Consider the following 24,979-nt stretch of genomic DNA (forward strand, 5'->3'; position numbering starts at 1 on the left):
TGCGCGCTACAGTGGCGTGCATGAAGCGTGCTCTCCTGGTGTCGGCGATGGTCGTCGGCGCGTTCGTGGTCGCGGTCCCCGCGTCCGCGGAACCGGCGGTGGACGCCGACCGCTACCGCTCGGACGGCGGCGAGTACGCGTTCACCTACCGCTACGACGGGGGCAAGCGCGCCTGCACGATCCAGGCCGACCCGGCCACGCTGCGGTGCGGGATCTCCGCACCCGCCGGAACCCGGATCACCGTGAAGAATCGCACCGTGCGACCCGAGGCCGTCGAGGTCACCGCGCGCGGCTGGCGCTACCTCGACAAGCTGACGGTGCAGGAGCGCCCGCGCGCCCTGCCCGAGGGCGCACGCCTGTCCGTGCACGGCGTCTCGTGCACCGCGGTCCGCGACGGCGGGCTGGAATGCTCGGTCGACTCCGCGGGATTCACGCAGGTCGACGGGCGTTTCGTACCGAAGGGGACGAAGCTCGGTTAGCCGACCAGCTTGGCGTGCAGGCGCGCGATGACCACGTCGTCGATCCCCAGCCCGGTGCGGACGTACTCGTCGAAGCCTCCGTACCGGGAGTCCGCCTCGTCGAACGCCGCGGTCAGAGCCTCGGGGAAGACGCCGGCGAGCACGCGGGCCGCCTCGCCGATACCCTCGCCCCGCTCGGCGGTCGCGCCGGCCGCGATCTTGTCGATGACGTCGGCCGAGTACGTGTTGGTCAGCAGGTAGTCGGCCATCACGTCGTCGGCGGAGACGCCGAGGATCCGCTGCACGACCGCCGCGGCCCACCCCGTCCGGTCCTTGCCCGCGCTGCAGTGGAAGAGCTGCGCACGCTCCTCGTCGGCGACGGCGCGCACCAGCGAGGCGAACTGGGCCCGCGCGTTCTCCTCCGCCACGAACATCCGGTAGACGTCCGTCAGCAGGTCCTTGGCGCGCGCCGCGTCCGTGAGGGACCGCGGGTCGAGGGCGCCGAGCTCGACATCGTCGCCGATCACGTTGAGCCGCACGTACCGCGCACCGTCGGGCACGACGTCCGGCTTCGGCGTCACCTCCGCCGTCATCCGCAGGTCGAAGACGTCCGCGAGGCGGGCCTCCGCGAGCCGGGCGGGATCGATCGATTCGGCGTCGAGGACGCTCGAGCGGAAGAGCAGCCCCCGGCGCATCCGACCGCCGTCGGCCGCATAGCCGTCCACCCCTGCCACGTCGCGGAAATTGTGCACGGCCCGAGCCTAATCGACGGGCCCGCACGCCGGACGCGGACGCCGAGTCCGGTCGGAGCGCTCAGGCCAGGCGCCCGAGACGACGGTGCGCGCAGCCCGCGGCGGGCCACCAGTCGCGGGCTCCGGGCGTCGCGAGGCCGTGCGGCAGCGCGAGGGCGAGAGCGATCGGCGCGTCCACCGGGACGTCCGCGGGGACCTCGACGCGCGCGGCCAGCCGCGAACCGTCGGCCCCGCGGACCAGGAGCTGCCGCATCCGGGCCCCGGCCAGGCGCGCGCCCGGCCAGGCCGCGTCGGCGAGGGTCGCGTGCGGCGGGAGCTGCCCGGCGACGTCGCACAGGACCACGGGCCCCGAACGCACGAGCCGGCTGATACGGCTCACGATCACCGGGTAGGTCGACGGTGCGCCGTCGGCCAGCTGGGCCGCCGGGGTACCGGCTATGAGGACGTCATCGCCGTCCATCGCGGTGCCTTCGGGCCAGATCGTGGGATCGAAGGACCGGGCGATGCCGGCGCGGGCGAGTGAGGGCAGTACCTCCATCAGAGTCACGCCTACCGGTCTACGCGGGCCTCGCCGCGGGCGGAAGGCCCTCCGCCGTCAAGGTCGCGCTAAGACCGTCAGACGCCCGCTTCCGCACACGGAAGGACTCCCGCCTTCACCGCGGCCTGCACTGCGGCGTAGTCCTTTTCGTTCTGGTCGGCGTAGGCGGCCGCGAACCGGCCGATGGCCTCGTCGAACTCCGTGGACTTGCCCATGTACGCCGATGCGACAGCCGCCCCGGGAGATTGCGAATGGGCCCGCGCGAGCACCCCGGCGCATGCCTGGCCGTAGCGCTCGAACTGGTCGTGGGTGAGCAGCTCGGGGACCACGGAGCCCTTCATGTCGCGGAACTGGCGCCAGTAGAAGTCCTTGCCGCGCACCGTCGGCGTGTACCCGAGGAAGGAGTCCGACTGGGCCTGCAGGATCTGCTGCCCGGCGACGACGCGCCAGGCCTGGGTCCCGCTCGACGGCGCGCGGGGAGGCATCACTGACGGGCCGCGCTTGCCGTAGGTCTGCAGCACGGACTGCGAGGCCTCCTTCACCTGAAGGAAGAGCGTCTCGGTGGTGCCGCCGGGGACGTCGCGGCCCAGCAGGACGATGAAGCAGCGGGTGCCGACGCTGCCCACGCCGACGACGCGCAGCGCCCAATCGAGCACGCGGAACTGCCCGAGCAGGGCGGCGGCGTCGGCGCGGAGCGTGTCGAGGTAGCTCGCGTAGAGGCCCTCGAAGCCCTCGATGAGTTTCGCCGGGGCGGGCACCAGGGTGGGCGGATCGGCGACGATGTGCGGTTCGCCGTCCGCACTGGCGGCGGTGATCTTCTCGACCATGCGCGCCGAGGTGCGCTTGCGCGCCTTCTTCGCGGTCTGCTCGATGAGTTCCTTGAGCGGCTGGTCCGCGGCGGCCTGGGCCGTGAGCTGGTCCACGTCGACCGACAGGTAGTAGCGGTCCACGGCGCCCCGGTCCACGAGGCGCGCGAGCACCGTGCGGTAGGTACCGGCCGCGCCGACCACCGCGCTGCGGGCCTGGTCCTCGGAATAGCCGTTCTCGCGGGCCGCGATCATCACGCTCGCCGCGAGCCGCTTGACGTCCCACTCCCAGGGCGCGTTGCCCGCCTCGTCGAAATCGTTGACGTCGAAGAGCTGGCGGCGTTCCGGGGAGGCGAAGAGGCCGAAGTTGGAGATGTGGGCGTCCCCGCAGCTCATCACCGTGACGCCGGTATCGGCCTCGTCGGAGAGGTCGTGGGCCATCAGGGCCGCGCCGCCGCGGTAGAAGGAGAACGGCGAGTGCAGCATGCGGGAGATGCGCACGGGGACCAGTTCCTGGATACGGGTGCTGTTCTGCTCCCGGATGATGTCGACGGGGTCGCGACCGTCCGGGGTGAACGCCGCTTGGGCGGAACGGGCGACGCGCTTGCGGAGATCCTTGCCGTTCGGAACGTCTGCACTCATGGTGGAGAATGCTAGTCGCGCCCCAGGTCTTCCAGGCGGTTTCTCGGTCGCAAAGCCTCCGCGCCGCAAATCGGATTAGGTAACCCTAAGTTTCGAAGCGTACGGTGGAGACGTGACTGAAACGCGTACCGAAACCCCCGCCCCCGCACGACGCCCACGCCCGACGTACGAGATCACCGTCGTGCGCACCGAGACCATCGGCACCCACCTGGTGCGCGTGATCGCCGAGGGCGAGGCGCTCGCCGGCTTCGGCGACCCCGCCCTGAACGGCCTTCCGAGCACCGACGCCTACGTCAAGCTCGCGTTCGGCGAATCGAAGCGCACCTACACCGTGCGCTCGTTCGATCGCGCCGCGCGCCGCATCGCGATCGATTTCGTCGTGCACGGAGACGAGGGTCTGGCCGGCCCCTGGGCGCAGCGCGCCCGGCCCGGCGACCCGCTCACCATCATGGGGCCGGGCGGCGCCTACTCCCCCGATCCGGAGGCGGCCTGGCACCTGTTCGCGGGCGACCTCTCGGCGACGCCCGCCATCGCCTCCGCGCTCGAGGCGCTGCCCGCCGACGCACGCGGGGCCGCGATCATCGAGGTCGAGACCGACGATGACCGGATCGACCTCATCGCCCCCGCCGGGGTGGACGTGCGCTGGGCCGTGAACCCGGACGTCGCGGACGTCGACTTCCTCGCCCGGCAGGTGGCCGTCGCGGACTGGCCCGGCGACCGGGGCACCGCGCAGGTCTTCGCCCACGGCGAGCGCGAGTCGATCAAGGCGATCCGCAAGGTCCTGCGCGAGTTGCAGGTGCCGCGCGAGCGCATCTCGATCTCCGGCTACTGGGCGCGCGGACGCGCCGAGGACGCCTTCCAGGCCGAGAAGAGCACGCCCGTCGGCCAGATCGACTAGCACCCTCACGGGGTTGCACCGGCGCGGTGTAGTGGCCGTCACAGTGCGAGAGGCGACGTGAGTGTGGGCACAAAGCGCCGTGCCGGAGCATGCATTTCAGACAACTGCGGATAATTTGTCTAGCTGTGGATCTTGCACCGGTGCCCGGCTTCTCCCCGTCGCCCGCCCAGCTCCGGCGGCGCGGCGTCGCGTTCAGCCTCTGCCTGGCACTGATCGCCCTCGCGGCGTGGGGTGTGCAGGCACTGCGCCCGCAGGACGTCTTCACGTTCACGCTCCGCACGCCCACGGTGGCGGCCGGCATCGTCGAGGGCGCCAAGGTCCGGATCCAGGGCATCGACGTCGGCTCCGTCTCCGCGATCCGCGCGCTCGGCAACGCTCAGCAGGGCGTGACCCTGCGCATCGACGGCGCGCAGGGCCGGGGCCTCACCAACAACGTGGAGGCCGCGTTCTCCGCGGGCAACCTGTTCGGCGTCTCCGAGGTCATCCTCACGCCGCACGAGGGCGGCGGCGCGCTGCAGAACGGCGCCGAGCTCGCCCCGACCCGCCGGATCACGGACAACACGGTCTCGAACATGATCATGACCCTGGGCGACGTCAACGACGACGCCCTGCGCCCGCACATGAGCCAGGTGCTGCTGAACGTCGACGCCTCCTCCAAGGCGATGCTGCCCCTGCTCACCGCGCTCGGCAGCGTGGCACAGACGGTGCAGGACACGCAGCGCCTGTCCACCGCCGAGACCTTCCCGACCGTCGTCGCGGCTCTCAAGGCCGCGGATCCCGCGCTGGCGGCGATGATCCCCGCGTTCCAGTCCGGCCTCGACCACCGGCCGCTGCACGACGGGTCGAGTAAGAAGACCCTCGCCGTGCAGGACGGCATCAACAACGAGCGGACCGGCCTCCTCGCCGGCCTGCAGGCGATCCTCACGCCGCAGGCGCTCGAGGGCCTCAAGACCGCGTCGCCGATGCTGGTGAGCCTGCTGCAGCCCATCCTCGCCGCGTTCCCGAACGGCAGCGCGACGGGCGTCGGCATCCAGCTGTCGCAGCTGATGGACAACGTGCGCAAGGCGATGCCGAACACCCCGAACGGCCCGGTGCTCAACCTGCGCCTCTCGGTGGACTACCCCGCCGTCGCCGCCATGCTGCCGCCCGGTGCCGACACCGCGAAGCCCGGCGCTCCCGCGAAGCCTGGCACTCCCGCGACGCCTCAGGCGAAGCCTGCTGCGCCGTCGAAGCCCGCAGTACCCTCCACCGCGCCTGCGACTCCGCGCTGACCCGAGCTCACGAGTGGGCTCAGCCGTCCCCCGCGCGGCACCGACCACACGATGAACGCCCGCGCCCTGAACCCGCTCAGGCGAGCGCGCGGTCCCGGGCGGGACGAACCCGCGAGAGCAGAAGAAGTCCGAGAGCGAGGACCACGAGGATCCCGCCGATCCCGGCACGATCGGTGCCGAAGATCAGCACGAACAGACCGAACAGCGAGGGCCCGAGGAATGACGCCGCGCGGCCGGTGGTCTGGTACAGCCCGAACATCTGCCCCTCCCGGCCGGGCACCGTCATCCGGGCGAGCATGCTGCGGGCCGACGACTGGGCGGGACCGACGAACACCGTGAGCATCAGGCCGAAGATCCAGAACATGGTCTCGCCGCTCACGAACAGCAGCACGGTGCCGGCGAGGAGCATCCCGGCGAGGCACGTCACGATCACGGGCTTCGGGCCCACCCGGTCGTCGAACCGCCCGGCGATCACCGCGCCGAGGGCCGCCACGACGTTCGCGGCGACACCGAACAGCAGCACCGTCGATTCGCTCATCCCGTACACCGTGTGCGCGAGGACGGCCCCGAAGGTGAACGTCGCGGCGAGACCGTCACGGAAGACCGCCGACGAGAGGAGGAACCACACGACGTTGCGGTCCTCACGCCAGAGTGCGCGGACGGTCGCGAACAGGTCCCGGTAGGCGCCGGCGATGCCGCGCCGCGGCGCCGCCGACGGATCGGCCGGCAACTCGGGCACGAGGATGAGCACCGGCAGCGCGGCGATCGCGAACCAGGCCGCCGCGAAGAGCGCGACCAGCCGGATGTTCAGGCCGCCCTCGGTGGGCACGTCGAGGAATCCGCGGGTCGGCCCGTCGCCGGCGATGAAGCCGAAGTTGCAGAGGAGCAGCAGCACGATGCCGCCGAAGTAGCCGCAGGCCCAGCCGATCCCGGACACGCGGCCGATCGTCTTCGGGGTCGAGACCTGCCGCAGCATCGCGTAGTAGGGGACGTTCGCCAGCTCGAAGGCCGCGGTCCCCACGGCGAGCAGCAGCAGGCCGAGCCACAGGTACTGGGACTCGTCCCGGACGAAGAAGCACGCGGCGGTGCACAGCGTGACGACGGCGCTCCATACGGCGAGGGAGAACTTCCGCCGGCCCGCGGCGTCCGCACGGCCACCCAGCACCGGCGCCGACAGCGCCACGACGACGCCCGAGGCGGCCATCGCCCACGACAGCCAGCTGGTGGCGCTGATCGAGCCGGGCAGGTCCTCGCCGACGGCGCCGGTGAGGTAGACGGTGAAGATGAACGTGGTCATCACCGCGTTGAACGCGGCGCTCCCCCAGTCCCACGCGCACCACGCCGCCACCTGGCGGCGCGGGACGGGAGCGGTCGGTACCTCCACCGACGTCACGGCGCTACTTCTTCGCGCGCTTCTCGCGGACCCGGACGTTCACCCGCACCGGCGAGCCGTCGAAGCCGAACTCCTCGCGGAGCCGGCGCTCGAGGAAGCGGCGATAGCCCGCCTCGAGGAAGCCCGTCGTGAACAGCACGAAGGTCGGCGGCCGCGTCGCGGCCTGCGTCGCGAACAGCACCTTCGGCAGCTTGCCGCCGCGCAGGGGCGGCGGGGTGGCGGCCATGACCTCGCGGAGCCAGTTGTTGAGGCGGCCCGTGGGGATGCGCTTGTCCCACGACTCGAGTGAGGTCTCGATGGCGGGCACGAGCTTCTGCAACGCGCGGCCGGTCTGCGCCGAGATGTTCACGCGCAGCGCCCACGGGATCTGCACCAGCTCCCGGTCGATCTCCTTCTCCAACTGGTACCGGCGGTCCTCGTCGACGAGATCCCACTTGTTGTAGGCGATCACCAGCGCACGACCGGACTCGATCACCATCGACAGCACCCGCAGGTCCTGCTCGGTGATCGGCTGCGAGGCGTCGATGAGCACGATCGCGACCTCGGCGGCCTCGATCGCACCCTTGGTGCGCAGCGAGGCGTAGAACTCATGACCGCTGGCCTGGTTGACCTTCTTGCGCAGTCCGGCGGTGTCGATGAACTTCCAGGTCTTGCCGCCGAGCTCGACGAGCGAGTCCACGGGGTCGACGGTGGTGCCCGCGACGTTGTCCACGACGGACCGGTTCTCGCCCGTGAGCTTGTTGAGCAGCGAGCTCTTTCCCACGTTCGGCTTGCCGATCAGTGCGATGCGGCGCGGTCCCGTGCCGCCTGTGCCCTCCCGGGGCGTCTCGGGCAGCTTCTCCAGGATCACGTCGAGCAGGTCGCCGGTGCCGCGGCCGTGCGCCGCCGAGATCGTGTGCGGCTCACCGAGCCCGAGCGACCAAAGCGACGCGGCCTCGGCCTCGGTGCGCTGGTCGTCGACCTTGTTCGCCGCGAGGATGACGGGGGCCTTCGACCGGCGCAGCACGCGGGCGACGGCCTCGTCGGTCGCGGTCGCGCCCACCGTGGCATCCACGACCACGACGATCGCATCCGCCGTGCGCATCGCGACCTCGGCCTGGGCCGCGATCGACTGCTGCATCCCCTTGGCGTCCGGCTCCCAGCCGCCGGTGTCCTGCACCAGGAACCGTCGGCCGGCCCAGTTGGCCTCGTAGCTGATCCGATCGCGGGTCACGCCGGGGATGTCCTCGACGACCGCCTCGCGGCGGCCCAGGATCCGGTTGACCAGAGTCGACTTGCCCACATTCGGACGCCCGACGATGGCGACGGTCGGCAGCTTCGCGGCCGCTTCCGCCGCCTCCGCCTCGAGGTCGCTGAAGTCGCCCTCGTACTCGGCGAAGTCGCCCTCGTCCTCCCACACGCCGTCGTCGCCGGCGTACTCGAATTCGTTGTCACTCATCGTGCGGTCTCCTTCAGCACGCGGTCGGCGACCTCTGCCACCGCGGCGACGGTCTCCTCCAGGTTCATCTCCGACGAGTCCAGCTCGATCGCATCGTCGGCCGGCCGCAGCGGCGAGACCTTCCGCGTCGAGTCCAGCCCGTCACGGCGCTGGACCGAGGCCAGCACCGTCTCGTACTCGCTGGGCAGGCCCAACTCCAGGTTCTGCGCGTGGCGGCGCTGCGCCCGCGCCTCCGCCGACGCGGTCAGGTAGATCTTCACCGGCGCATCGGGGAAGACGACGGTGCCGATGTCCCGGCCCTCCACCACGATCGGCGAATCGTCGTCGGCCGCGATGGCCCGTTGGTAGTCGACGAGCTGCTCGCGCACCTCGGGCACCGCGGAGACGGCCGAGACCGCGGCGGTCACGTCGTCCTCGCGGATGCGGCGGGTGACCGAGATCTCGTCCAGCTCGACCTGCTCGGACAGCGGATCGCAGCCCATCGCCAGCGGCAGGTCCGCGGTCGCGGCGGCGATCGCCGCCGGATCCGTGAGGTCCACCTCCTGGTCGAGGGCCCACACGGTGGCGGCGCGGTACATCGCGCCGGTGTCCAGGTAGCGCGCGCCGAGGTTCTCCGCGATGCGGCGGGCCACCGTCGACTTGCCGGTCCCCGAGGGGCCGTCCATGGCGATCACGAGCGTCACAGTCCCACCGCCTTGTAGAGGGCGGTCACGTCGTCGCGCCCGAGCACCCGCAGCGAACCCGGGCGCTGGTCGCCCAGCGCCACGGAGCCGACGTGGGTGCGCACCAGCCGCTCGACGGGGTGGCCGACCTCGGCCAGCAGTCGTCGCACGATGTGCTTGCGCCCCTCGTGCAGCACGATCCGCACCATCGACCTCCCCTCGGACGCCTCCAGCACGGAGAACTTGTCGGTCTTCACGGGGCCGTCCTCGAGCTCGACGCCGGAGCGCAGCGTGTTGCCGAGCCGCCGCGGCACCTCACCCTGCACCCATGCCAAATAGGTCTTGGGGACCTCGTACGAGGGGTGCATGAGCCGGTGCGCGAGCTCGCCGTCGTTGGTGACGAGCAGCAGGCCCTCGGTATCGGCATCGAGGCGGCCGACGTGGAAGAGGCGCTGGCCGGCCGCGACGCGCTCGGCGACGATGTCGCCCACGCAGGGCCGGCCCATGTCGTCGCTCATCGTCGACTGCCAGCCGCGCGGCTTGTTCAGCGCGAGGTGCACGAGGTTCTCGTTGACCACGACGCGCACGCCGTCGACGCGGACCACCGCGACGTTGGGGTCGACGCGACGCCCCTGCTCCATCACGATCTCGCCGTCGACCTCGACGCGGCCGTCGGCGATCATCTCCTCGGCGACGCGGCGCGAGGCGACGCCCGACTGCGCGAGCACCTTCTGCAGGCGGATGCCCTCGCCTTCGGCGCCGGTGGCACTCGTGCCGGGCACGCCGTCCGACGGTGCGCGGTCGGCCTTGCGGGCCGCGACGTTCTGCGTGCGGGCGGGCTTGGCGTTCGACAGCCGCGGGACGCCACCCTGTTTCGACGGCTGCTTGGGCTTGCTGGTTCGATTTCTGTCCGGTGTGCCATCACGGCGAGCGGGTCTGTTCATGATCCCTCCATGATCGCAGGTCGCGGCCGAAAGCGGTATTCGTCAGCGCGGCGCGGCCCGGGCGGCGCTCAGCGGCCGGTTCCGGCGGCCCATGAAGAGCACGGCGGCACCCACCGAGGTGACCACGATGGTGCTCACCAACCCGCCCTTCGGCGGGAAGAACAGCGGATCGCCGCCCGCATCGCCGCCGGTCAGCTCGTCGAGCCCGCTCATCATCATCGCCGGGAAGATCCACACCAGGATCGCCAGCACCGCTGCGATCCCCAGTAGGCCGCTCGCGATCGCGCGCCCGCGGGCCGCGAAGGCCGGCCGCACCGTGGCGACGATCACCAGGACCAGCGCGACGATCGCGAGCCCGGCGGTGGCGTAGCCCCACGGGATCACCCCGTCCGTCGCGGCGCCCTGCAGCGGATCGCCGTCCGCTCCGGCCCCGGTGAGAACGGTCCGGCCGGTGCCGGTGAAGCCGTACGGAACGCCGACGCGCCCGATGGTGAGCCCGAACCACGTCGCGGTCGCGGCCCACACGGTGAGGCCCGCCGCGACGCCGGTCAGGACCAGCGGCCACCAGCGGCGCACCGTCGGGCCGAGGGCGCCGAGCGGGAAGGCCTCGCGGAGGACGGCGGAGAGCTCAGGCATCGGGATCGAATCCGATCACGTCGGCGCTCTTGCGACCCAGTTTGGCGAACCGCGGTTCCTCGTCGAGGTGGGAGCTGAGGTCCTCGATGACGTCGACCTCGGGCAGTAGTGGGGCCAGCGGCGGCAACTCGTCGAGCGAGCTCAGGCCGAGCCGTTCGAGGAAGAGCTCGGTGGTCGCGTACGTCGTGGCACCGGAGTCGGTGCCCGCCTCGGCGATGAGTCCGCGGGCGGCCAGCGTGCGCATCACGCCGTCGACGTTGACGCCGCGCACCGCGCCGACCTGGGACCGGCTCACCGGCTGTTTGTAGGCGATCACCGCCAGGGTCTCCAGCGCGGCACGGGTCAGCTTGGAACGGACCCCGTCGAGCAGCAGCCGTTCGACGTAGGGCGCGTACTCGGCGCCGCTGTAGAGCCGCCAGCCCTCCGCGGATTCGCGCAGTTCCATGCCGGAGCGCCGCTCGGTCAGCTCGCCGGCCCAGGCGCGGAGGTCGGCCGTGATGCGCTCCTCGGGCTCCTCCAGCGCGGAGCCGAGCTGCTCGGCGGTCGCGGGCGCATCCACCACCAGCAGCAACGCCTCCAGCGCCGACCGCAGCTCGTCCGGCTCCATGCCCTCGACCAGGGCGAAATCCTCGGCCTGCTCGCTCACGATTCCTCCTCGGGTGTCTCGTCGTACTCGTCGCGGGTGCCGCCCACCACGGTGCCATCGTTCTCGCCCGACCAGCGCACCCTGAGGTCGCCGAGTGCCTCGGGCTGGTCGAACAGGACGGCGCGCTCGCGGTACAGCTCGAGCAGCGCCAGGAACCGGGCGATCACGGCGATGCCGGAGTCGCAGTCCGCGACGAGCTCCGCGAATCCGGACCAGTGATCGGGCCGCTCCCGCAGTCGGGCGGCGATGAGGCGCGCCTGCTCCGGGACCGAGACCTTGGGCACGTGCAGGTGCCCGAGGCCGACCGTCGGCTTGACCTTGGGGGTGAACGCGGACGCCGCGACGAGGGCGAACTGCTCCGGCGTGACGCCGAGCTGCACCGGGGGCACGAGCTCCTCGAACCGCGCCTCGAGGCCGACGGCCCGGGGGTACCGACGGTTCGCCTTCGCCTCCAGCTGGGCCATCAGCTCGGCCACCTGCTTGTACGCGCGGTACTGCAGCAGGCGCGCGAACAGCAGGTCGCGCGCCTCGAGCAGCGCGAGGTCCTCGGCGTCCTCGACCTCGCCCGCGGGCAGCAGGCGCGCGGCCTTGAGGTCGAGCAGCGTCGCGGCCACGACGAGGAACTCGGTGGTCTGGTCGAGGTCGGCCTGCGCGCCGAGTTGCTTGGTGTAGGCGATGAACTCGTCGGTCACCACGTGCAGCGCCACCTCGGTGACGTCCAGGCGGTGCCCGCCGATCAGCTGCAGGAGCAGGTCGAACGGCCCCTCGAAGTTCGCGAGCTTCACGGTGAAGCCCGGCGGCGCGTCCTCCGCACCCGTCGCGGCGTCGGGCGCGGATTCGAGCGGTTCGACGACGTCGATCGGCTCGGCCGGTTCGGTCTGTGCGGGAGTCACTTCTCCTGCGCGATCACCTCGCGCGCGAGGGCGCGATAGGCGTTGGCGCCGGACGACTTCGGCGCCCACGACGTGATCGGCTCCCCCGCCACGGAGGTTTCCGGGAAGCGCACGGTCCGTGAGATCACCGAGTGGTAGACGGCGTCGCCGAAGACCTCGACGACGCGGGCCATCACGTCGCGCGAGTGCAACGTGCGGGCGTCGAACATGGTCACCACGATGCCCGCGAGGTCGAGCCGCGGGTTGAGCCGGTCCTTGACCTTGTCGACGGTATCGGTGAGCAGCGCGAGGCCGCGCAGCGCGAAGTACTCGCACTCCATGGGGATGAGCACCTGATCCGCGCAGGCGAGCGCGTTCACCGTCAGCAGGCCCAGGGAGGGCTGGCAGTCGATGAGGATGTAGTCGTAGCGGTCCAGTACGGGGTACAGGGCACGGCCCAGGGTCTGCTCGCGGCCGACCTCGTTGACCAGCTGGATCTCCGCGGCCGAGAGGTCGATGTTCGACGGCAACAGGTCGAGACCGTCCACCCGGGTGCGCAGCAGCACGTCGTCCGCGGAGATGCGCGACTCCATGAGCAAGTTGTGCACCGTCAGCTCCAGCTCGTGGTGCGCGACGCCGAGCCCCGCGGAGAGCGCTCCCTGCGGGTCGAGGTCGACGAGCAGTACACGCCGCCCGTAGGAGGCCAACGAGGCGCCGAGGTTGATGGTGGTCGTGGTCTTGCCGACGCCGCCCTTCTGGTTGCAGACCGCGATCACCCGGGCGGGGCCGTGGGTGCTCTTCGGCGCGGGCTCCGGGAACTCGACCGACGGCCTACCGGTGGCGTCGAGGCCGTCCTCGGCCGCGGGCTTCGGGGCGTGGTGGTGCTCCAGCTCCCCCAGGTCCAGGCCCGGGTTCTCCGCATCGGGCGCTGACGCCACTGGCCCACCTCCTTCTTGCTCCGCCACCACCCTAATGCGCGCGCACGACTGCACGTCGCATCGGCACGCGGGTCACGGATGCACGACGCGCCGCAGCAGCCGCGTCAGCCCAGCGCCCGCGGGTGGGCCTGGGCGTAGACCTCGCGGAGGGCGCCCACCGTCACCAGCGTGTACACCTGCGTCGTGGTCACCGAGGCGTGCCCGAGCAGTTCCTGCACGACGCGCACGTCGGCGCCGCCCTCGAGCAGGTGCGTGGCGAAGGAGTGGCGCAGGGTGTGCGGCGAGACGTGCGTGGTCGCGGTGTCGATCCCCGCCCGTTCCGCCGCGGCGGCGAGCACCTGCCAGGCCGACTGGCGCGAGAGCCGACCGCCCCGCACGTTGAGGAAGAGCGCGGGATTCGACCGCTTCACGAGCGCGGGCCGACCGCGGACCAGGTACGCGTCCAGGGCCGCCAGAGCGGGCCGCCCGATCGGCACCACGCGCTGCTTGCCACCCTTGCCCTGCAGCACCACGGACCGCGACTCGGCGTCGATGTCGTCCACGTCGAGCGCGGTCACCTCGGAGATCCGGGCGCCGCAGGAGTAGAGGAGTTCGAGCATCGCGCGGTCGCGCAGGCGCGACGGGGTGTCGGCGTCCGAATCCCCTCCGGCCGCCTCGAGCAGCGCGATGACCTGCTCGACGGGCAGCGCTTTCGGCAGCCTCTTCGCGGGCGCCGGCGGGCGGACCTCGCGGGCCACGTCGACGGGGGTCATCCCCTCGGCCGCGGCGAACCGGTGCAGGCCGCGGACGGCGATCAGCGAGCGAGCGGCGGAGCTGGCGGCGAGCGGCGGGTGGTCCTCGCCGCCCTCCCGCAGCGCGACGAGGAAGCCACTGACCTGGCTCTCCGTCACCGACGCCAGGTCGCCGACGCCGAGGCCGCCGAGGTACTCGCGGTACCGGCCCAGATCGCGCCGATAGCTGCTGAGGGTGTTCGGCGCGGCACCCCGTTCGACGGTGAGGTGGTCGAGGTACGTGCGCAGCTGATCGTCGAGAGCCACCCCGACCGACACAGTTACCGCCCGTCCTCCACGGGCCGTCCCTTGCGGGCGGCGAGGGCCGTCGGCCGACCCGGCCACGGCGCGTCGGAGCAGCGCAGCGGCGTGTCGTCGTCGGTCACCATCGTGGCGGCCAGGATCGCGCTCACCGAGGTCGAGTTCACGATCTCTCCGGAGAGCACCATGCGGACGGCGTCGGGCATGGCGATCCACTCGACGGTCATGTCGAGCTCCTCGTCCTCCTGCTCGGCCATCTCGCAGTACCGCAGGTCGGTGGCGAGGTACACGCGCACCATCTCGTCGGTGAAGCCGGGCGACGGGGCCAGGTCCACCAGAACGTGCCAGTCGCGGGCGCCGAGGCCCGTCTCCTCCGCCAGCTCGCGCTGCGCGGCGCACACGGGCTCCTCCTCGCCGGTGTGGTCGAGCAGGCCGGCGGGGATCTCCAGCAGCCGCCGACCCATCGCGTGCCGGTACTGGTTCACCATGGCGATCGCGCCGTCGTCGTTCATCGCGACCACGGCCACGGCACCGTCGTGCTCGACGACGTCCCGGACGGCGGTCCCGCCGCCCGGCATCGTCACCTCGTCGCGCCGGACCGCGAAGATCGGGCCCTCGTACACCGTCTCGCTGCTGAGTGCCCGGAAGTCGTGCGGCTGCACGGAACCGAGCGATTCGAGCTGCTCAGTCATCTGCGTGGTCATCCTCCGACGGTACCTCTTCCGCGGGGGTACGGACGCCGACCGGCAGTTCGAGCTCGGCGCGGTACTTCAGGGCCGCGCCGACGAAGGCGGCGAACAGCGGGTGCGGGCGGGTCGGGCGCGATTTGAGCTCGGGGTGCGCCTGCGTGCCGACCAGGAACGGATGCACGTCCCTCGGGTACTCGACGAACTCGACGAGGTGCCCGTCGGGCGAGACGCCGGAGAAGGTCAGGCCCGACTCCGCGATCTTGTCGCGGTAGGCGTTGTTGACCTCGAAACGGTGGCGGTGCCGCTCGGAGACCTCGGTCGCGCCGTAGGCGGCGGCGACGACGGAACCGCGCTCCAGCGTCGCGGGGTAGGCCCCGAGGCGCATCGTGCCGCCGAGATCGGCCTCGCCGGCGACGGCCTGCTCCTGGTCCGCCATCGTCGAGATGACCGGGTGGGCGGTGTCGTCGTCGAACTCGGTGGAGCTGGCGCCCTCGAGGCCGACGGACCGCGCCGCCTCGATGACGATGCACTGCAGGCCCAGGCACAGGCCCAGCAGCGGGACGCCGCGCTTGCGGGCGTAGCGGATGGCGCCGAGCTTGCCCTCGATGCCGCGGATCCCGAAGCCGCCGGGGATGAGGATGCCGTCCATGTCGTCGAGCGCGGCGGCCGCACCGGCCTCGGTCGCGCAGTCGTCCGAGGGCACCCAGGAGATCTGCACCTTGGCCCAGTTGGCGAAACCGCCGGCACGCAGCGCCTCGGTCACCGACAGGTAGGCGTCGGGCAGATCGATGTACTTGCCGACGAGGGCGATGTTCACGCTCTCGCGCGACTCGTGGACGCGCTTGAGCAGGTCGCCCCACACGGTCCAGTCGACGTCGCGGAACGGCAGGCCGAGCTTGCGCACGACGTAGGCGTCGAGCTGGTTGCGGTGCAGCACCTTCGGCACGTCGTAGATCGAGCCGGCGTCCGGGCACGAGATGACGCCGTCGATGTCGACGTCGCACATGAGCGCGATCTTGTTGCGCTGCCCCTCGGGCACGTCGCGGTCGCAGCGCAGGATCAGCGCGTCGGGGGTGATGCCGATGCTGCGGAGAGCGGCGACGGAGTGCTGCGTCGGCTTGGTCTTGAGCTCGCCGGACGCGGCGAGGTACGGGACCAGCGAGACGTGCAGGAAGAAGACGTTGTCGCGGCCGACGTCGTGGCGGACCTGGCGGGCCGCCTCGAGGAAGGGCTGCGACTCGATGTCGCCGACGGTGCCGCCGATCTCGGTGATCACGACGTCGGGGACGATGCCCTCGGAGTCGGGAGCCTGCATCGCGAGGATGCGGGCCTTGATCTCGTCGGTGATGTGCGGGATCACCTGCACAGTGTCGCCGAGGTACTCGCCGCGGCGCTCCTTGGCGATGACCGTCGAGTACACCTGGCCGGTGGTGACGTTCGCGATGCCCGAGAGGTCCCGGTCCAGGAAACGCTCGTAGTGGCCGACGTCGAGGTCCGTCTCGGCCCCGTCCTCGGTGACGAAGACCTCGCCGTGCTGGAACGGGTTCATGGTGCCCGGATCCACGTTGAGGTACGGATCGAGCTTCTGCATCGTGACGCGGAGGCCGCGCGCGGTGAGGAGCTGTCCCAAGCTGGAGGCCGTCAGGCCCTTACCCAGGGAGGACGCAACGCCTCCGGAGACGAAAATGTGCTTCGTGGCGACACGCGCGCCAACGCGAGGAGAGGGCAACGAGACTCCCGTATTCGAGCGGACATACCTGCTTCTACTACGGGACTTCAGCCTATCACCAACTCGTCAGCGAACACCGGTTCCGTACGCGCGGACGTCACCGCGCGTCGCCTGAACGAGCGCGAGGGCGGTCGAGACCTGCCCGACGACGGTGTCCGCGTCGTCGACCGTGGCGAGCTTCGCGGACAGCCCCTTGTCCTGCCGGACGACCACGATCGGGCCCGCACCCTGCGACGATCCGGTGCGGCCGGCGAGGACAGCGCCGTCCCCGTGCCCGGACAGCGCCGCGGCGAGCCGGCCGATCCCCTGCCCCTCGCCCCCGCGCTCGCCGGGAACTGTTCCGCCCGTCACTACGACCGCGGCGCGCGCGCCGGGCACCGTTGGACCGGAGAAGTCGACGAAGCCGGCCTGCTTCAGCGCGGCGAGGGCGTCCGTCCGGCCGTTCGACGGGGGCTTGACGGCGCCCTCCGAGAGCAGGACGGCGCCGAGCAGGTCGCCCGCGCGGGCACGGGGGTCGACGAGGCCCTTGTCGAGGGTGACACCGGCCGGGGCCGCGTTGTCGACGACGCCGCGAAGCCGCTCGGCCTTGTCCTCGGCGTACAGGTCGTCGGTCAGCGCCAGCGTGCCGGCGACGGTGCCGCCGCCCTGGGTGATCCGGCGGTTGATCTGCGCGACATCGCCGCCGTCCGCGGACGGCGCGGTGACCACCAGGACGGGGACGCCGGCCAGGCTGCGGCCCAGCGTCGCCGGTGCTGCGGCGTCCGCATAGGCGTCGGCGGCACGGGCGCGGTCGGTGAGCGCGGCGTTGCTGCGCTCGAGCTGTTCGACCTGGCCGCGCAGGTCCTTGAGGTCACCGTCGGTGGTGAACCGGGCGAGGACTCCCCCGCCGAGCGCTACGCCGACGGCGAAGGCCAGCAGCACCGCCGCCCAGAACAGCGCGGGGCGGCGGGCGCCGGGCGAGCGGAGCCGGCGCGTCGGTCCCGGCACCTAGAGTGCCCGGAACTGGCCCTGGACCCAGAGCGCGAAGCGGTTCCACTGGTCGATGACCCACTGCAGCAGGTCGTGCCCCTGGTTGGAGACCAGCACGGCTGCGACGACCGCGACCAGCGCGGCGAGGATGAACAGCGCGATCGCGCCGCCGTGCCCGCGGCTGCGGTACAGGGTGGCGACGGCCTTGCCGTCGACGAGCTTCGTCCCCACCTTGAGCCGCGTGAGGAAGGTCGACGGGTTCGACTCGCGACGACCGGCGTCGAAGAACTCCTCGAGCGAGGCGGAGTGGCCGACGGAGACGATGAGCGAGGCGCCGTGGTGGTCGGCGATGATCAGCGCGAGATCGGCGGCGGAGCCGGTGGCCGGGAAGGTCATGGCGCCGATGCCGAGGTCCTGGATGCGCTCGAGGCCCGGCGCGTGCCCGTCGGGAGCGGCGGGCAGCACGACCTGCGCACCGGAGCGCAGCGTGTTGGTGGTGATCATCTCCGGGTCGCCGACGATGAGGTCGGGCCGGTAACCGGCCTTCACCAGGGCGTCGGCGCCGCGGTTCACGCCGATGAGGACCGGCGCGTACTCCTTGATGAAGGGCTTGAGGCGCTTGAGGTCCTCGACGTGGTCCGCGCCGTCGGAGACGACGAGGACGTGGCGGTCGTTGAGGTTGACCTCGACGTCGGGGATGCCGACGCCGTCGATGAGCAGGGGCGACTCGACGCGGATGAACTCGACGGTGTTGCCCGCGAAGGCCTCCAGGTGGTCCACGACGCCGGAGCGCGCGGCCAGCATGCGCGAGGTCACGTCGGTGTCGGAGAGCGGCTCGCCCTGGGCCAGCTCGCGCTCGCCCGTGTAGACGACGCCCTCGTGAACGCGGATCTTGGCGCCGTCCTTGACGCGGGTGAAGACCTCCTTGCCCGCGTCGTCGACGAGCTCGATGCCGGCGGCGGCCAGGACCTCGGGGCCGAGGTTCGGGTAGCGCCCGGAGATGAACGGCGAGGCGTTGACCACCGCCGCGACTCCCGCCTCGACCATGAGGTCGGCGGTGGTGCGGTCGAGGTCCAGCTCGTCGCACACCACGATGTCGCCACGGCCGATCCGGCCGAGCAGACGCGTGGTGTCCTTGTCGACCCGGGCGGTGCCGGTGACGCCGGGCAGGTTCGACGTATTGCGGGACAGCAGGCCAGTGAGCTTCATGCCGCACATACTGCCCCGTGAGTCACAGAAGTAACGGGAGGCGCGCCGACAACACTGGAAACTTTGAGCTACTTCAATCGCACACGTCGCGCCATGGGCCGGAGACGAATCCGCGGGAATCGGCGTGGCGGCGGTACCTGCCGCCGCCACGCCGATGTCGGAGGCTTCTCCCGCGTTACGTGCCGGCGTGGGCCCCCGACTGCGCGACCTTGTCCGAGTCCGCGGCCTCGAGCAGCTCCTCGGCGTGCGCTCGGCCGGTGTCCGAGTCCCCGAGCCCGGCGAGCATGCGGGCCAGCTCGGCGATCCGCTCGTCGCGCGACAGGGCGGTCAGCGTCGAGGTCACCGAGCCCTTGCCGGTCTGCTTCCCGACGGTCAGATGGGTGTCGGCGAACGCGGCGACCTGCGGCAGGTGGGTCACCACGATCACCTGGTGGCGCTGCGCGAGCGCCGCGAGCCGACGGCCGATCTCGACCGCCGCCTTGCCGCCGACGCCGGCGTCGACCTCGTCGAAGACCATCGTCAGGCCCTGTTCGGTGGCGGCCAGCACCACCTCGAGCGCGAGCATCACGCGCGAGAGCTCACCGCCCGACGCGGACTTGCCGATCGGTAGCGGGTTCGCGCCGTCGTGGGCGACCAGCCGGAACTCGACGACGTCGGTACCGTGCGCCCCGGCGCGGCGCGGCGTGCCGTCGACGACGACCGCGGCACCGTCGCCATCGGGCGCCACGGCGTCCGGCGCGACGTCGACGGTGATCGACGCCCCGCCCATGGCGAGCTTGCGCAGCTCCCCCGTGACCTTCTTGCCCAGCGAGCCCGCGGCCTTCCCGCGGGCCGCGGTGAGCGCGGCGGCGGCCGCGGCGAGGTCCGCCTCGAGCGCGGCGACGCGGGCCTGCAGCGCCGCAAGACCTTCGGCCGAGGTGTCGATCCCCTCCAACCGGGAGCGGGCTTCGTCGGCCCACGCGATCACGCCGTCGATGTCGGGGGCGTACTTGCGGGTGAGCGTCTTGAGTTCGGACTGGCGCAGGAGGAGCGATTCCAGCTCCGACGGATCGCTGGGCAGATCCGTCAGGTACGCCCCGAGCTCCGTCGCCACGTCGCCCGCGACGGTGGCGGCCTCGTCGACCCGCTCGGCGAGCGCGCGCAGCGCCGCGTCGTCCGAGCCGGAGAGCGCCGCGCGGACGGTACCGAGCAGGTCCAGCACGGAGCCCACGCCCTCCGCGTCGCTGCCGTAGCCGGCCCCGGTCAGCGCGGCGTACGAGGTGTCCGCGGCGTCGCGCAGCGTGTCGAGGTCGGACAGGCGCTTGATCTTCTCGACGGTGTCGACGTCCTCGCCGGACACCGGCGCCACGCCGTCGATCTCGGCGAGCGAGGCCGTGAGGTGGTCCTGCTCGAGGGCGAGTTCCCGGGAGCGCGTGGTGCGGTCGGCGAGCTCCGCCCGGGCGGCGAGCCACTCCTCGCGCACGCGTTGATAGGAACGCAGCGCCTTGCCTGCCGGGGCTCCCGCGAACGCGTCGAGGAGATCGCGCTGCCGCTCGGGACGGAGCAACCGCAGCTGGTCGTTCTGGCCGTGGACCGTGAGCAGGGGCCCCGCGAACTCGGAGAGCGTGCCGACCGGCACACTGCGGCCGCCGAGGTAGGCGCGGGAGCGGCCGTCGGCGGCGACGCTGCGGACCGCGATCACCGCGTCGTCGTCGAGCTCGCCGCCGGCCTCCTCGATGGTCTCCCGGACGAGCTCGGCGGAACTGGCCCCCACGAGGGAGAACCGTCCCTCGACCACGGCCTTGTCGGCGCCCGCGCGGATCCGGCCGGGATCGGCGCGCGCCCCGGCGAGCAGGTGCAGGCTGGTCACGACCATCGTCTTGCCCGCGCCGGTCTCGCCGGTGAGCACCGTCAGGCCGGGAGCGAACTCCGCCGCGGCCTGCTCGATGACGCCGAGCGACGAGATGCGGATCTCTTCGAGCACTTCCCTACCCCCCTGTGCCGTCGCGGCGGCCGCGCCAGCCGCTGATCGGCAGTTGGAACTTCGTCACCAGGCGGTCCGTGAACGGACCCGCCCCGAGCTTGATGAACCGCACCGGCTCCTCACCGCGGCGGATCTCGATGCGCCCGCGCTCCGGCACCTCGAGAGTGCGGCGGCCGTCGCAGAAGGCGATCGCCTCGTGCCGGCTGCCCTCGACCTCGATCGCGATCACCGACCGCGGGCTGGTGACCATGGGTCGCGCGAACAGGGCGTGCGCGTTGCTCGGCACGATCAGCAGCGCCTCGAGGTCCGGCCACATCACGGGCCCGCCGGCCGAGAAGGCGTAGGCGGTGGAGCCGGTGGGCGTCGCGACCAGCAGCCCGTCGCAGGCGAACCGCGAGACCGGCCGGCCGTCGACCTCGGTGACCAGCTCGAGCAGGCCCTGCCGGGACCGGTTCTCGACGGAGACCTCGTTGAGCGCCCAGCCCTGGGAGACGCGGCGGTCGCCGTCGTGGATCTCGACGTCGAGCGTCATCCGCGGGTGCACGGTGTACCGGCGCTGCACCAGGTCGTCGATGGTCTCCGGCACCGTGTCGACCTCGGACTCGGCGAGGAAGCCGACGTGACCGAGGTTGATGCCGATGATGGGGACGTCCGCGCGGCGCGCGAGCTCGGCACCGCGCAGGAAGCCGCCGTCGCCGCCCAGCACGACCACGACCTCGCACCCGACCGCCGCGTCGTCAGGCGCCTCCCGGACGTCGCTCTCGAGCTTCATCCGCACGCCGGCGTGGTCCAACCGCCGTCGGATCTCCTCGACGGTGCGGTCCACGTCGCTGCGGAGCGTGTGCACCACCACGAGGAAGGTGCGATCGCTCTGGGTCTTCCCTGCCGTCGTCACTGCGGTCCTTCCGTCACAGCCGTGCTGATCATGTCGTCCACGTCGTCGGGGAGGACGACGGGTCCCTCCTCGCGGCGCAGGTGCAGGAAGTACTCGACGTTCCCCGAGGGCCCGGGCAACGGGCTGAAGGTCACGCCGCGCGTGGACAGTCCCGAGGCCGCAGCGGCCTCCGCGACGCCGCGGACCGCGCTCGCGCGCAGGGCGGGATCCCGCACGACTCCGCCGGAGCCGACGTTGCCCTTCCCCACCTCGAACTGCGGTTTCACCATGGGGAGCAGGTCCGCACCGGGCGCGGTGCACCGGGCGAGAGCGGGGAGCACGAGCCCCAGGGAGATGAAGGACAGGTCGCCGACCACGAGGTCGACGGGGCCGTCGAGCATCGCCGCCTCGAGCGTACGCACGTTCGTGCGGTCCATCACGGCCACGCGCTCATCGTCGCGGAGTCGCCAGACGAGCTCGCCGTAGCCGACGTCGACGGCGTACACGCGCGCGGCGCCGCGGTGCAGCAGCACATCGGTGAAGCCGCCCGTCGACGCGCCGGCATCGAGGCAGCGCCGCCCCTCGACGGCGACGTCGGGGAAGGCGTCGAGCGCGCCGATCAGTTTGTGCGCGCCCCGGGAGGCCCACTCGATCTCCCCGGCGACCGCGATCACGTGGACCGGGTCCGCGGGGTCGATCTGGTTCGCGGCCTTCCGCGCGACCTGCTTGTTGACGGTGACCCGCCCCGCTTCGATCAGCTCGCGGGCGTGCTCGCGGGACCGGGCCATGCCACGACGGACCAGCTCGGCGTCGAGCCGCACTCTGCGTGCCATCGCGGTCAGGCCCGATCCACGGTATCCAGTGCGTCGACCAGCAGCTGGTGCGCCTGCTCGAACAGGGCGGCCTGGCGGCCGAGCGTCGCCAGCTCCCCGACGCCGGCTACGGCCCCGGGATCGACGACGGGCGCCGCATCGAGTTCGTCGACGCGGTGCATCAGGTCCTCGACGGCCGTACGGACGTCGGCCGGATCGCCGCCGCGCATCGCTGCTGACTCCACGGTGTCCACGCTATCGGATGGTCAGGCGCAGGCCCGCGCGGCGTTCCTCGGAGAGTTCCCGGGCGGCGGCGATCGCCACGTACTTCGCGTCGGCGGGGTCCGCGCCGACGGCACCGGTCACGATCAGATCGTCCCCGTCGACGGCGGCGGCCCACCCCTCACGCGGCCCGGGCAGCGCGTCCTCCCGAGGCGTACGCAGATCCGCCAGGGTGTCGGCGACGTACGTCGGCTGGTGCGCGTCCGGCGCGACGACCACATCAGCGACGTCGTTCACGCCGGTGAGCACGAGGTAGGTGTCTGCGCCGAAGGCGTTGCCGCCCTCGATGTCCGTGTCGAGGCGGTCGCCCACGACGAGGGCCGTCGTGGCACCCGCCGCGCGCATCGCGTCGACGAAGATCGGGGCGTAGGGCTTGCCCGCGACGCGGGGCTCCCGCTCGGTGGCGTTCCGGACCGCGGCGACCATGGAGCCGTTGCCGACGAGCAGGCCGCGCTCGGTCGGGAGGGTGGCGTCGGTGTTGGTGGCGACCCACACCGCACCGGCCCGGATCGCGAGCGCCGCCTCGGACAGGCGCGCCCAACCGGTCTCGGGGCTGTGGCCCTGGATGACGGCGCGCGCCTCCTCGGCCGTCTCGACGAGGCGCAGCCCACGGGCTTCGACCTCGGCCCGCAGGGCCGGCGCGCCCACGACGAGAACCGGCGTACCGGCGGGGACGAGGGACGCGAGCAGACCGGCACCGGCCTGGGCGCTGGTGACGACGGAGTCGTCCGGGGCCTCGAAGCCCAGCTCGCGCAGGTGCTGTGCGACGTCCGACGGTCCGCGGCTGGCGTTGTTGGTCACATAGGTGACGGGGAGACCGGCCAGCGCGTCGGCCGCCCCGGGAATCGCGACGGCGCCCGCGTACGCGGTGCCGTCGAGGTCGACGAGCAGGCGGTCGTAGCCCTCGGCGAGCGACGTCATTCGGCCGAATCGTCCGACGGCAGCTCCGCGGCGTCCTCCGAGGACAGCTCCGCGACCCGCTCCTCGGCGTCGGTGAACTCGTCCTCGTCCGCGGCGGCGGCGTTGAGGAACCAGGTCAGCGCGTCGCCACGACGCTCGGCGCCGAGCAGCGCCTCCGCGTACACGTAGAACAAGCGGGCGGCGTGGAAGCCGCGGCGCGCCGGGTCGAGATCCTCCGCCTGCAGGGTGACGACGGCCTTGTCGTACTCCCCCAGGTCCATGCGGGCACCGGCCTCGACCATCCGCAGCTCGGTCCGATCGTCGCCGGTGAGCTGCGCGGCCTCGTCGCCACGAGCGGTTTCGATGGCCTTCTCGGGCCGGCCGAGGCCACGCTCGCTGTCGGCGATCATGGGCAGGAGGTTGACGGTGCCACCCATGCGCTTGGCGGCCCGCAGCTCGCTCAGCGCCTCGGCCCATTCACCGTTCATGTACGCGGCGATACCGCAGGCCTCACGGACGGCGGCGATACGGCCGGCGCGCTCGCGGGCGGCGCGGGCGTGCGCGAGGGCCGCCGCGGGGTCCGTGTCGAGCAGTCGCCCGGCCAGGACGAGATGCGACGAGACGAGCTCCGCGTTGTTCTTGTCGAGGCTCAGCAGGTCGCGCCGGATCGCCGGATCGAGTTCCTTGGGATCGACGTCCTTCGGGATCGACGGTTCGCCGGCGCGGGTCCGAGGGCGGTCGGAGCGCTGGTCGTCGCGCTGGTACCCGCCGGGACGCCCGCCCTGGCCCTGAGGACGCGAGCCGTTGCGACCGCCGGCGAAGCCCCCGCTGCGGCGATCTCCACCACTGCGGCGGTCGCCGGAGCCGGAGGGGCGGCGATCGCCCGACGGGCGTCCACCGAACTCGCGGCGGTCTCCCCCGCGCGATGCGCCACCACGGGAGTCGTTGCCCCGGAAGTCACGACGGTCACCACCGCGGGAATCCCCGCCACGGTCGTTGCTGCGGAAGTCACGACGATCTCCGCCTCGGGAATCGCCACCACGCGAGTCGTTGCTGCGGAAGTCACGACGGTCGCCCCCGCGGGAATCTCCACCGCGGTTGTCGCGACGACCGCCGCCGCGGGAGTCGCCCGACCGGTTGCCGCCGAAATCGCGCCGATCGCCACGCCCGCCCTCGGAACGCCGGTCTCCGCCGCGGCCCTGGAAGCCACCGCGCTGGCCGCCGCCGGTGCGGTCGCCGCCACGACGATCGTCCCCGCGGGTGCCCCGGTCGTTGCTGCGGCCGGCGCCACGTGACGAATCTCCGTCGGTCTTACGGTCCGCCCGCTCTGCGGGATTGGTGAATCCGGCACGCTGCCGGCGGTCGCCGCTCGACTCAGCCACGGTGCACCCACTTCCCGTCGCCCCCGAGGCGACTCACGCTATTACTGTACTTGGACATGGCGAAGGCCCCTGAGGAGTGGAACACGCATGTGTTCGACACGATCCCCAAGGGCCTTCATCCTGTATCTAATTTTAGTCCGGCGGTGTCCTACTCTCCCACACCCTCACGAGTGCAGTACCATCGGCGCTGGAGGGCTTAGCTTCCGGGTTCGGAATGGAGCCGGGCGTTTCCCCTCCGCTATGGC

25 protein-coding genes and 1 rRNA gene are annotated in these 24,979 nt (G+C 72.0%); 3 read left to right on the forward strand and 23 right to left on the reverse strand.

Going from position 1 to position 24,979, the window contains the following annotated elements:
• Positions 1-20: 20 nt before the first annotated feature.
• The gene (locus tag FK530_RS20195; RefSeq protein WP_146488772.1) at positions 21-479 is read left to right on the forward strand and encodes a hypothetical protein; all 459 of its coding nucleotides are present in this window, start codon (positions 21-23) and stop codon (positions 477-479) included.
• Here FK530_RS20195 and FK530_RS20200 read toward each other — a convergent pair.
• The 3 genes from FK530_RS20200 to FK530_RS20210 form a co-directional block, all read right to left on the reverse strand.
• On the reverse strand, positions 476-1,210 hold the full coding sequence (locus tag FK530_RS20200) for a tyrosine-protein phosphatase (protein WP_146488773.1): 735 nt from the start codon (positions 1,208-1,210) through the stop codon (positions 476-478). The genes FK530_RS20195 and FK530_RS20200 overlap by 4 nt on opposite strands.
• Positions 1,211-1,271: 61 nt before the next feature.
• Positions 1,272-1,748 carry a hypothetical protein gene (locus tag FK530_RS20205; protein ID WP_146488774.1) on the reverse strand — a complete coding sequence of 159 codons (477 nt, stop codon included), beginning with the start codon at positions 1,746-1,748 and terminating at the stop codon, positions 1,272-1,274.
• A gap of 77 nt (positions 1,749-1,825) precedes the next feature.
• The gene (locus tag FK530_RS20210; protein ID WP_146488775.1) at positions 1,826-3,196 is read right to left on the reverse strand and encodes a DUF2252 domain-containing protein; all 1,371 of its coding nucleotides are present in this window, start codon (positions 3,194-3,196) and stop codon (positions 1,826-1,828) included.
• 112 nt (positions 3,197-3,308) lie between these two features.
• Here FK530_RS20210 and FK530_RS20215 point away from each other — a divergent pair, with 112 nt between their 5' ends.
• Together FK530_RS20215 and FK530_RS26905 are read left to right on the forward strand one after the other, a co-directional pair.
• Positions 3,309-4,094 carry a siderophore-interacting protein gene (locus tag FK530_RS20215; protein WP_146488776.1) on the forward strand — a complete coding sequence of 262 codons (786 nt, stop codon included), beginning with the start codon at positions 3,309-3,311 and terminating at the stop codon, positions 4,092-4,094.
• 125 nt (positions 4,095-4,219) lie between these two features.
• Positions 4,220-5,365 (forward strand): MlaD family protein, encoded by a 1,146-nt coding sequence (locus tag FK530_RS26905; RefSeq protein WP_146488777.1) that lies wholly within the window; start codon positions 4,220-4,222, stop codon positions 5,363-5,365.
• Between the two features lie 76 nt (positions 5,366-5,441).
• Here FK530_RS26905 and FK530_RS20225 read toward each other — a convergent pair whose 3' ends face one another.
• The 20 genes from FK530_RS20225 to rrf all read right to left on the reverse strand — a co-directional run.
• Positions 5,442-6,758: an MFS transporter gene (locus FK530_RS20225; protein WP_231706729.1), complete on the reverse strand. Its 1,317-nt coding sequence runs from the start codon at positions 6,756-6,758 to the stop codon at positions 5,442-5,444.
• 4 nt (positions 6,759-6,762) lie between these two features.
• Complete coding sequence (der, locus tag FK530_RS20230; protein WP_146488778.1) at positions 6,763-8,196, reverse strand: ribosome biogenesis GTPase Der; 1,434 nt, start codon at positions 8,194-8,196, stop codon at positions 6,763-6,765.
• Positions 8,193-8,861: a (d)CMP kinase gene (gene cmk, locus FK530_RS20235; RefSeq protein WP_146488795.1), complete on the reverse strand. Its 669-nt coding sequence runs from the start codon at positions 8,859-8,861 to the stop codon at positions 8,193-8,195. The genes der and cmk overlap by 4 nt, the downstream gene beginning before the upstream one ends.
• A 14-nt stretch (positions 8,862-8,875) precedes the next feature.
• Positions 8,876-9,802, reverse strand: coding sequence for a pseudouridine synthase (locus FK530_RS20240; RefSeq protein ID WP_146488779.1), 927 nt, complete (start codon positions 9,800-9,802; stop codon positions 8,876-8,878).
• A gap of 42 nt (positions 9,803-9,844) precedes the next feature.
• A complete protein-coding gene (locus FK530_RS20245; RefSeq protein WP_146488780.1) occupies positions 9,845-10,438 on the reverse strand; it encodes a hypothetical protein in 594 nt (197 codons plus the stop codon).
• On the reverse strand, positions 10,431-11,045 hold the full coding sequence (gene scpB, locus FK530_RS20250) for an SMC-Scp complex subunit ScpB (protein WP_146488796.1): 615 nt from the start codon (positions 11,043-11,045) through the stop codon (positions 10,431-10,433). Before scpB ends, FK530_RS20245 begins: the two co-directional genes overlap by 8 nt.
• Positions 11,046-11,080: 35 nt before the next feature.
• Positions 11,081-11,977 carry a segregation and condensation protein A gene (locus FK530_RS20255; RefSeq protein WP_146488781.1) on the reverse strand — a complete coding sequence of 299 codons (897 nt, stop codon included), beginning with the start codon at positions 11,975-11,977 and terminating at the stop codon, positions 11,081-11,083.
• Positions 11,974-12,855: a ParA family protein gene (locus tag FK530_RS20260; protein ID WP_231706733.1), complete on the reverse strand. Its 882-nt coding sequence runs from the start codon at positions 12,853-12,855 to the stop codon at positions 11,974-11,976. The genes FK530_RS20255 and FK530_RS20260 overlap by 4 nt, the downstream gene beginning before the upstream one ends.
• Positions 12,856-12,998: 143 nt before the next feature.
• Positions 12,999-13,943, reverse strand: a complete 945-nt coding sequence (xerD, locus tag FK530_RS20265; protein ID WP_410468424.1) for a site-specific tyrosine recombinase XerD — start codon at positions 13,941-13,943, stop codon at positions 12,999-13,001.
• Positions 13,944-13,945: 2 nt separating this feature from the next.
• Positions 13,946-14,629, reverse strand: a complete 684-nt coding sequence (locus FK530_RS20270) for an NUDIX domain-containing protein (RefSeq protein WP_231706730.1) — start codon at positions 14,627-14,629, stop codon at positions 13,946-13,948.
• Complete coding sequence (gene pyrG, locus FK530_RS20275; RefSeq protein ID WP_146488783.1) at positions 14,610-16,343, reverse strand: CTP synthase; 1,734 nt, start codon at positions 16,341-16,343, stop codon at positions 14,610-14,612. The genes FK530_RS20270 and pyrG overlap by 20 nt, the downstream gene beginning before the upstream one ends.
• 66 nt (positions 16,344-16,409) lie before the next feature.
• The gene (locus FK530_RS20280) at positions 16,410-17,330 is read right to left on the reverse strand and encodes a copper transporter (protein ID WP_146488784.1); all 921 of its coding nucleotides are present in this window, start codon (positions 17,328-17,330) and stop codon (positions 16,410-16,412) included.
• The gene (steA, locus tag FK530_RS20285) at positions 17,331-18,521 is read right to left on the reverse strand and encodes a putative cytokinetic ring protein SteA (protein ID WP_146488785.1); all 1,191 of its coding nucleotides are present in this window, start codon (positions 18,519-18,521) and stop codon (positions 17,331-17,333) included.
• Positions 18,522-18,696: 175 nt separating this feature from the next.
• Entirely contained in the window at positions 18,697-20,484 is a 1,788-nt protein-coding gene (gene recN / locus FK530_RS20290; protein WP_146488786.1) for a DNA repair protein RecN, read from the reverse strand.
• Positions 20,485-20,488: 4 nt separating this feature from the next.
• Positions 20,489-21,379 carry an NAD kinase gene (locus FK530_RS20295; RefSeq protein WP_146488787.1) on the reverse strand — a complete coding sequence of 297 codons (891 nt, stop codon included), beginning with the start codon at positions 21,377-21,379 and terminating at the stop codon, positions 20,489-20,491.
• Positions 21,376-22,191, reverse strand: coding sequence for a TlyA family RNA methyltransferase (locus FK530_RS20300; RefSeq protein ID WP_146488788.1), 816 nt, complete (start codon positions 22,189-22,191; stop codon positions 21,376-21,378). The genes FK530_RS20295 and FK530_RS20300 overlap by 4 nt, the downstream gene beginning before the upstream one ends.
• 5 nt (positions 22,192-22,196) lie before the next feature.
• Positions 22,197-22,415, reverse strand: coding sequence for a hypothetical protein (locus FK530_RS20305; protein WP_231706731.1), 219 nt, complete (start codon positions 22,413-22,415; stop codon positions 22,197-22,199).
• 10 nt (positions 22,416-22,425) lie between these two features.
• Positions 22,426-23,373: an HAD-IIA family hydrolase gene (locus tag FK530_RS20310; RefSeq protein WP_146488789.1), complete on the reverse strand. Its 948-nt coding sequence runs from the start codon at positions 23,371-23,373 to the stop codon at positions 22,426-22,428.
• Positions 23,370-24,734, reverse strand: a complete 1,365-nt coding sequence (locus FK530_RS26355; RefSeq protein ID WP_205124230.1) for a hypothetical protein — start codon at positions 24,732-24,734, stop codon at positions 23,370-23,372. The genes FK530_RS20310 and FK530_RS26355 overlap by 4 nt, the downstream gene beginning before the upstream one ends.
• A gap of 135 nt (positions 24,735-24,869) precedes the next feature.
• A 5S ribosomal RNA gene (rrf, locus tag FK530_RS20320) occupies positions 24,870-24,979 on the reverse strand; the annotation flags it as partial.

Source organism: Tsukamurella conjunctivitidis (assembly GCF_007858475.1).
GTDB classification, from domain to species: Bacteria; Actinomycetota; Actinomycetes; order Mycobacteriales; family Mycobacteriaceae; genus Tsukamurella; species Tsukamurella conjunctivitidis.

Bases quoted from the DNA above. Each gene is read 5' to 3' on its own strand.
- FK530_RS20195 (WP_146488772.1), top strand. From the start codon at position 21: ATGAAGCGTGCTCTCCTGGTGTCGGCGATGGTCGTCGGCGCGTTCGTG.
- FK530_RS20205 (WP_146488774.1), bottom strand. From the start codon at position 1,748: ATGGAGGTACTGCCCTCACTCGCCCGCGCCGGCATCGCCCGGTCCTTC.
- FK530_RS20210 (WP_146488775.1), bottom strand. From the start codon at position 3,196: ATGAGTGCAGACGTTCCGAACGGCAAGGATCTCCGCAAGCGCGTCGCC.
- der (WP_146488778.1), bottom strand. From the start codon at position 8,196: ATGAGTGACAACGAATTCGAGTACGCCGGCGACGACGGCGTGTGGGAG.
- cmk (WP_146488795.1), bottom strand. From the start codon at position 8,861: ATGGACGGCCCCTCGGGGACCGGCAAGTCGACGGTGGCCCGCCGCATC.
- FK530_RS20240 (WP_146488779.1), bottom strand. From the start codon at position 9,802: ATGAACAGACCCGCTCGCCGTGATGGCACACCGGACAGAAATCGAACC.
- FK530_RS20245 (WP_146488780.1), bottom strand. From the start codon at position 10,438: ATGCCTGAGCTCTCCGCCGTCCTCCGCGAGGCCTTCCCGCTCGGCGCC.
- scpB (WP_146488796.1), bottom strand. From the start codon at position 11,045: ATGGAGCCGGACGAGCTGCGGTCGGCGCTGGAGGCGTTGCTGCTGGTG.
- FK530_RS20270 (WP_231706730.1), bottom strand. From the start codon at position 14,629: ATGACCACGCAGATGACTGAGCAGCTCGAATCGCTCGGTTCCGTGCAG.
- steA (WP_146488785.1), bottom strand. From the start codon at position 18,521: ATGAAGCTCACTGGCCTGCTGTCCCGCAATACGTCGAACCTGCCCGGC.
- FK530_RS20300 (WP_146488788.1), bottom strand. From the start codon at position 22,191: ATGGCACGCAGAGTGCGGCTCGACGCCGAGCTGGTCCGTCGTGGCATG.
- FK530_RS20310 (WP_146488789.1), bottom strand. From the start codon at position 23,373: ATGACGTCGCTCGCCGAGGGCTACGACCGCCTGCTCGTCGACCTCGAC.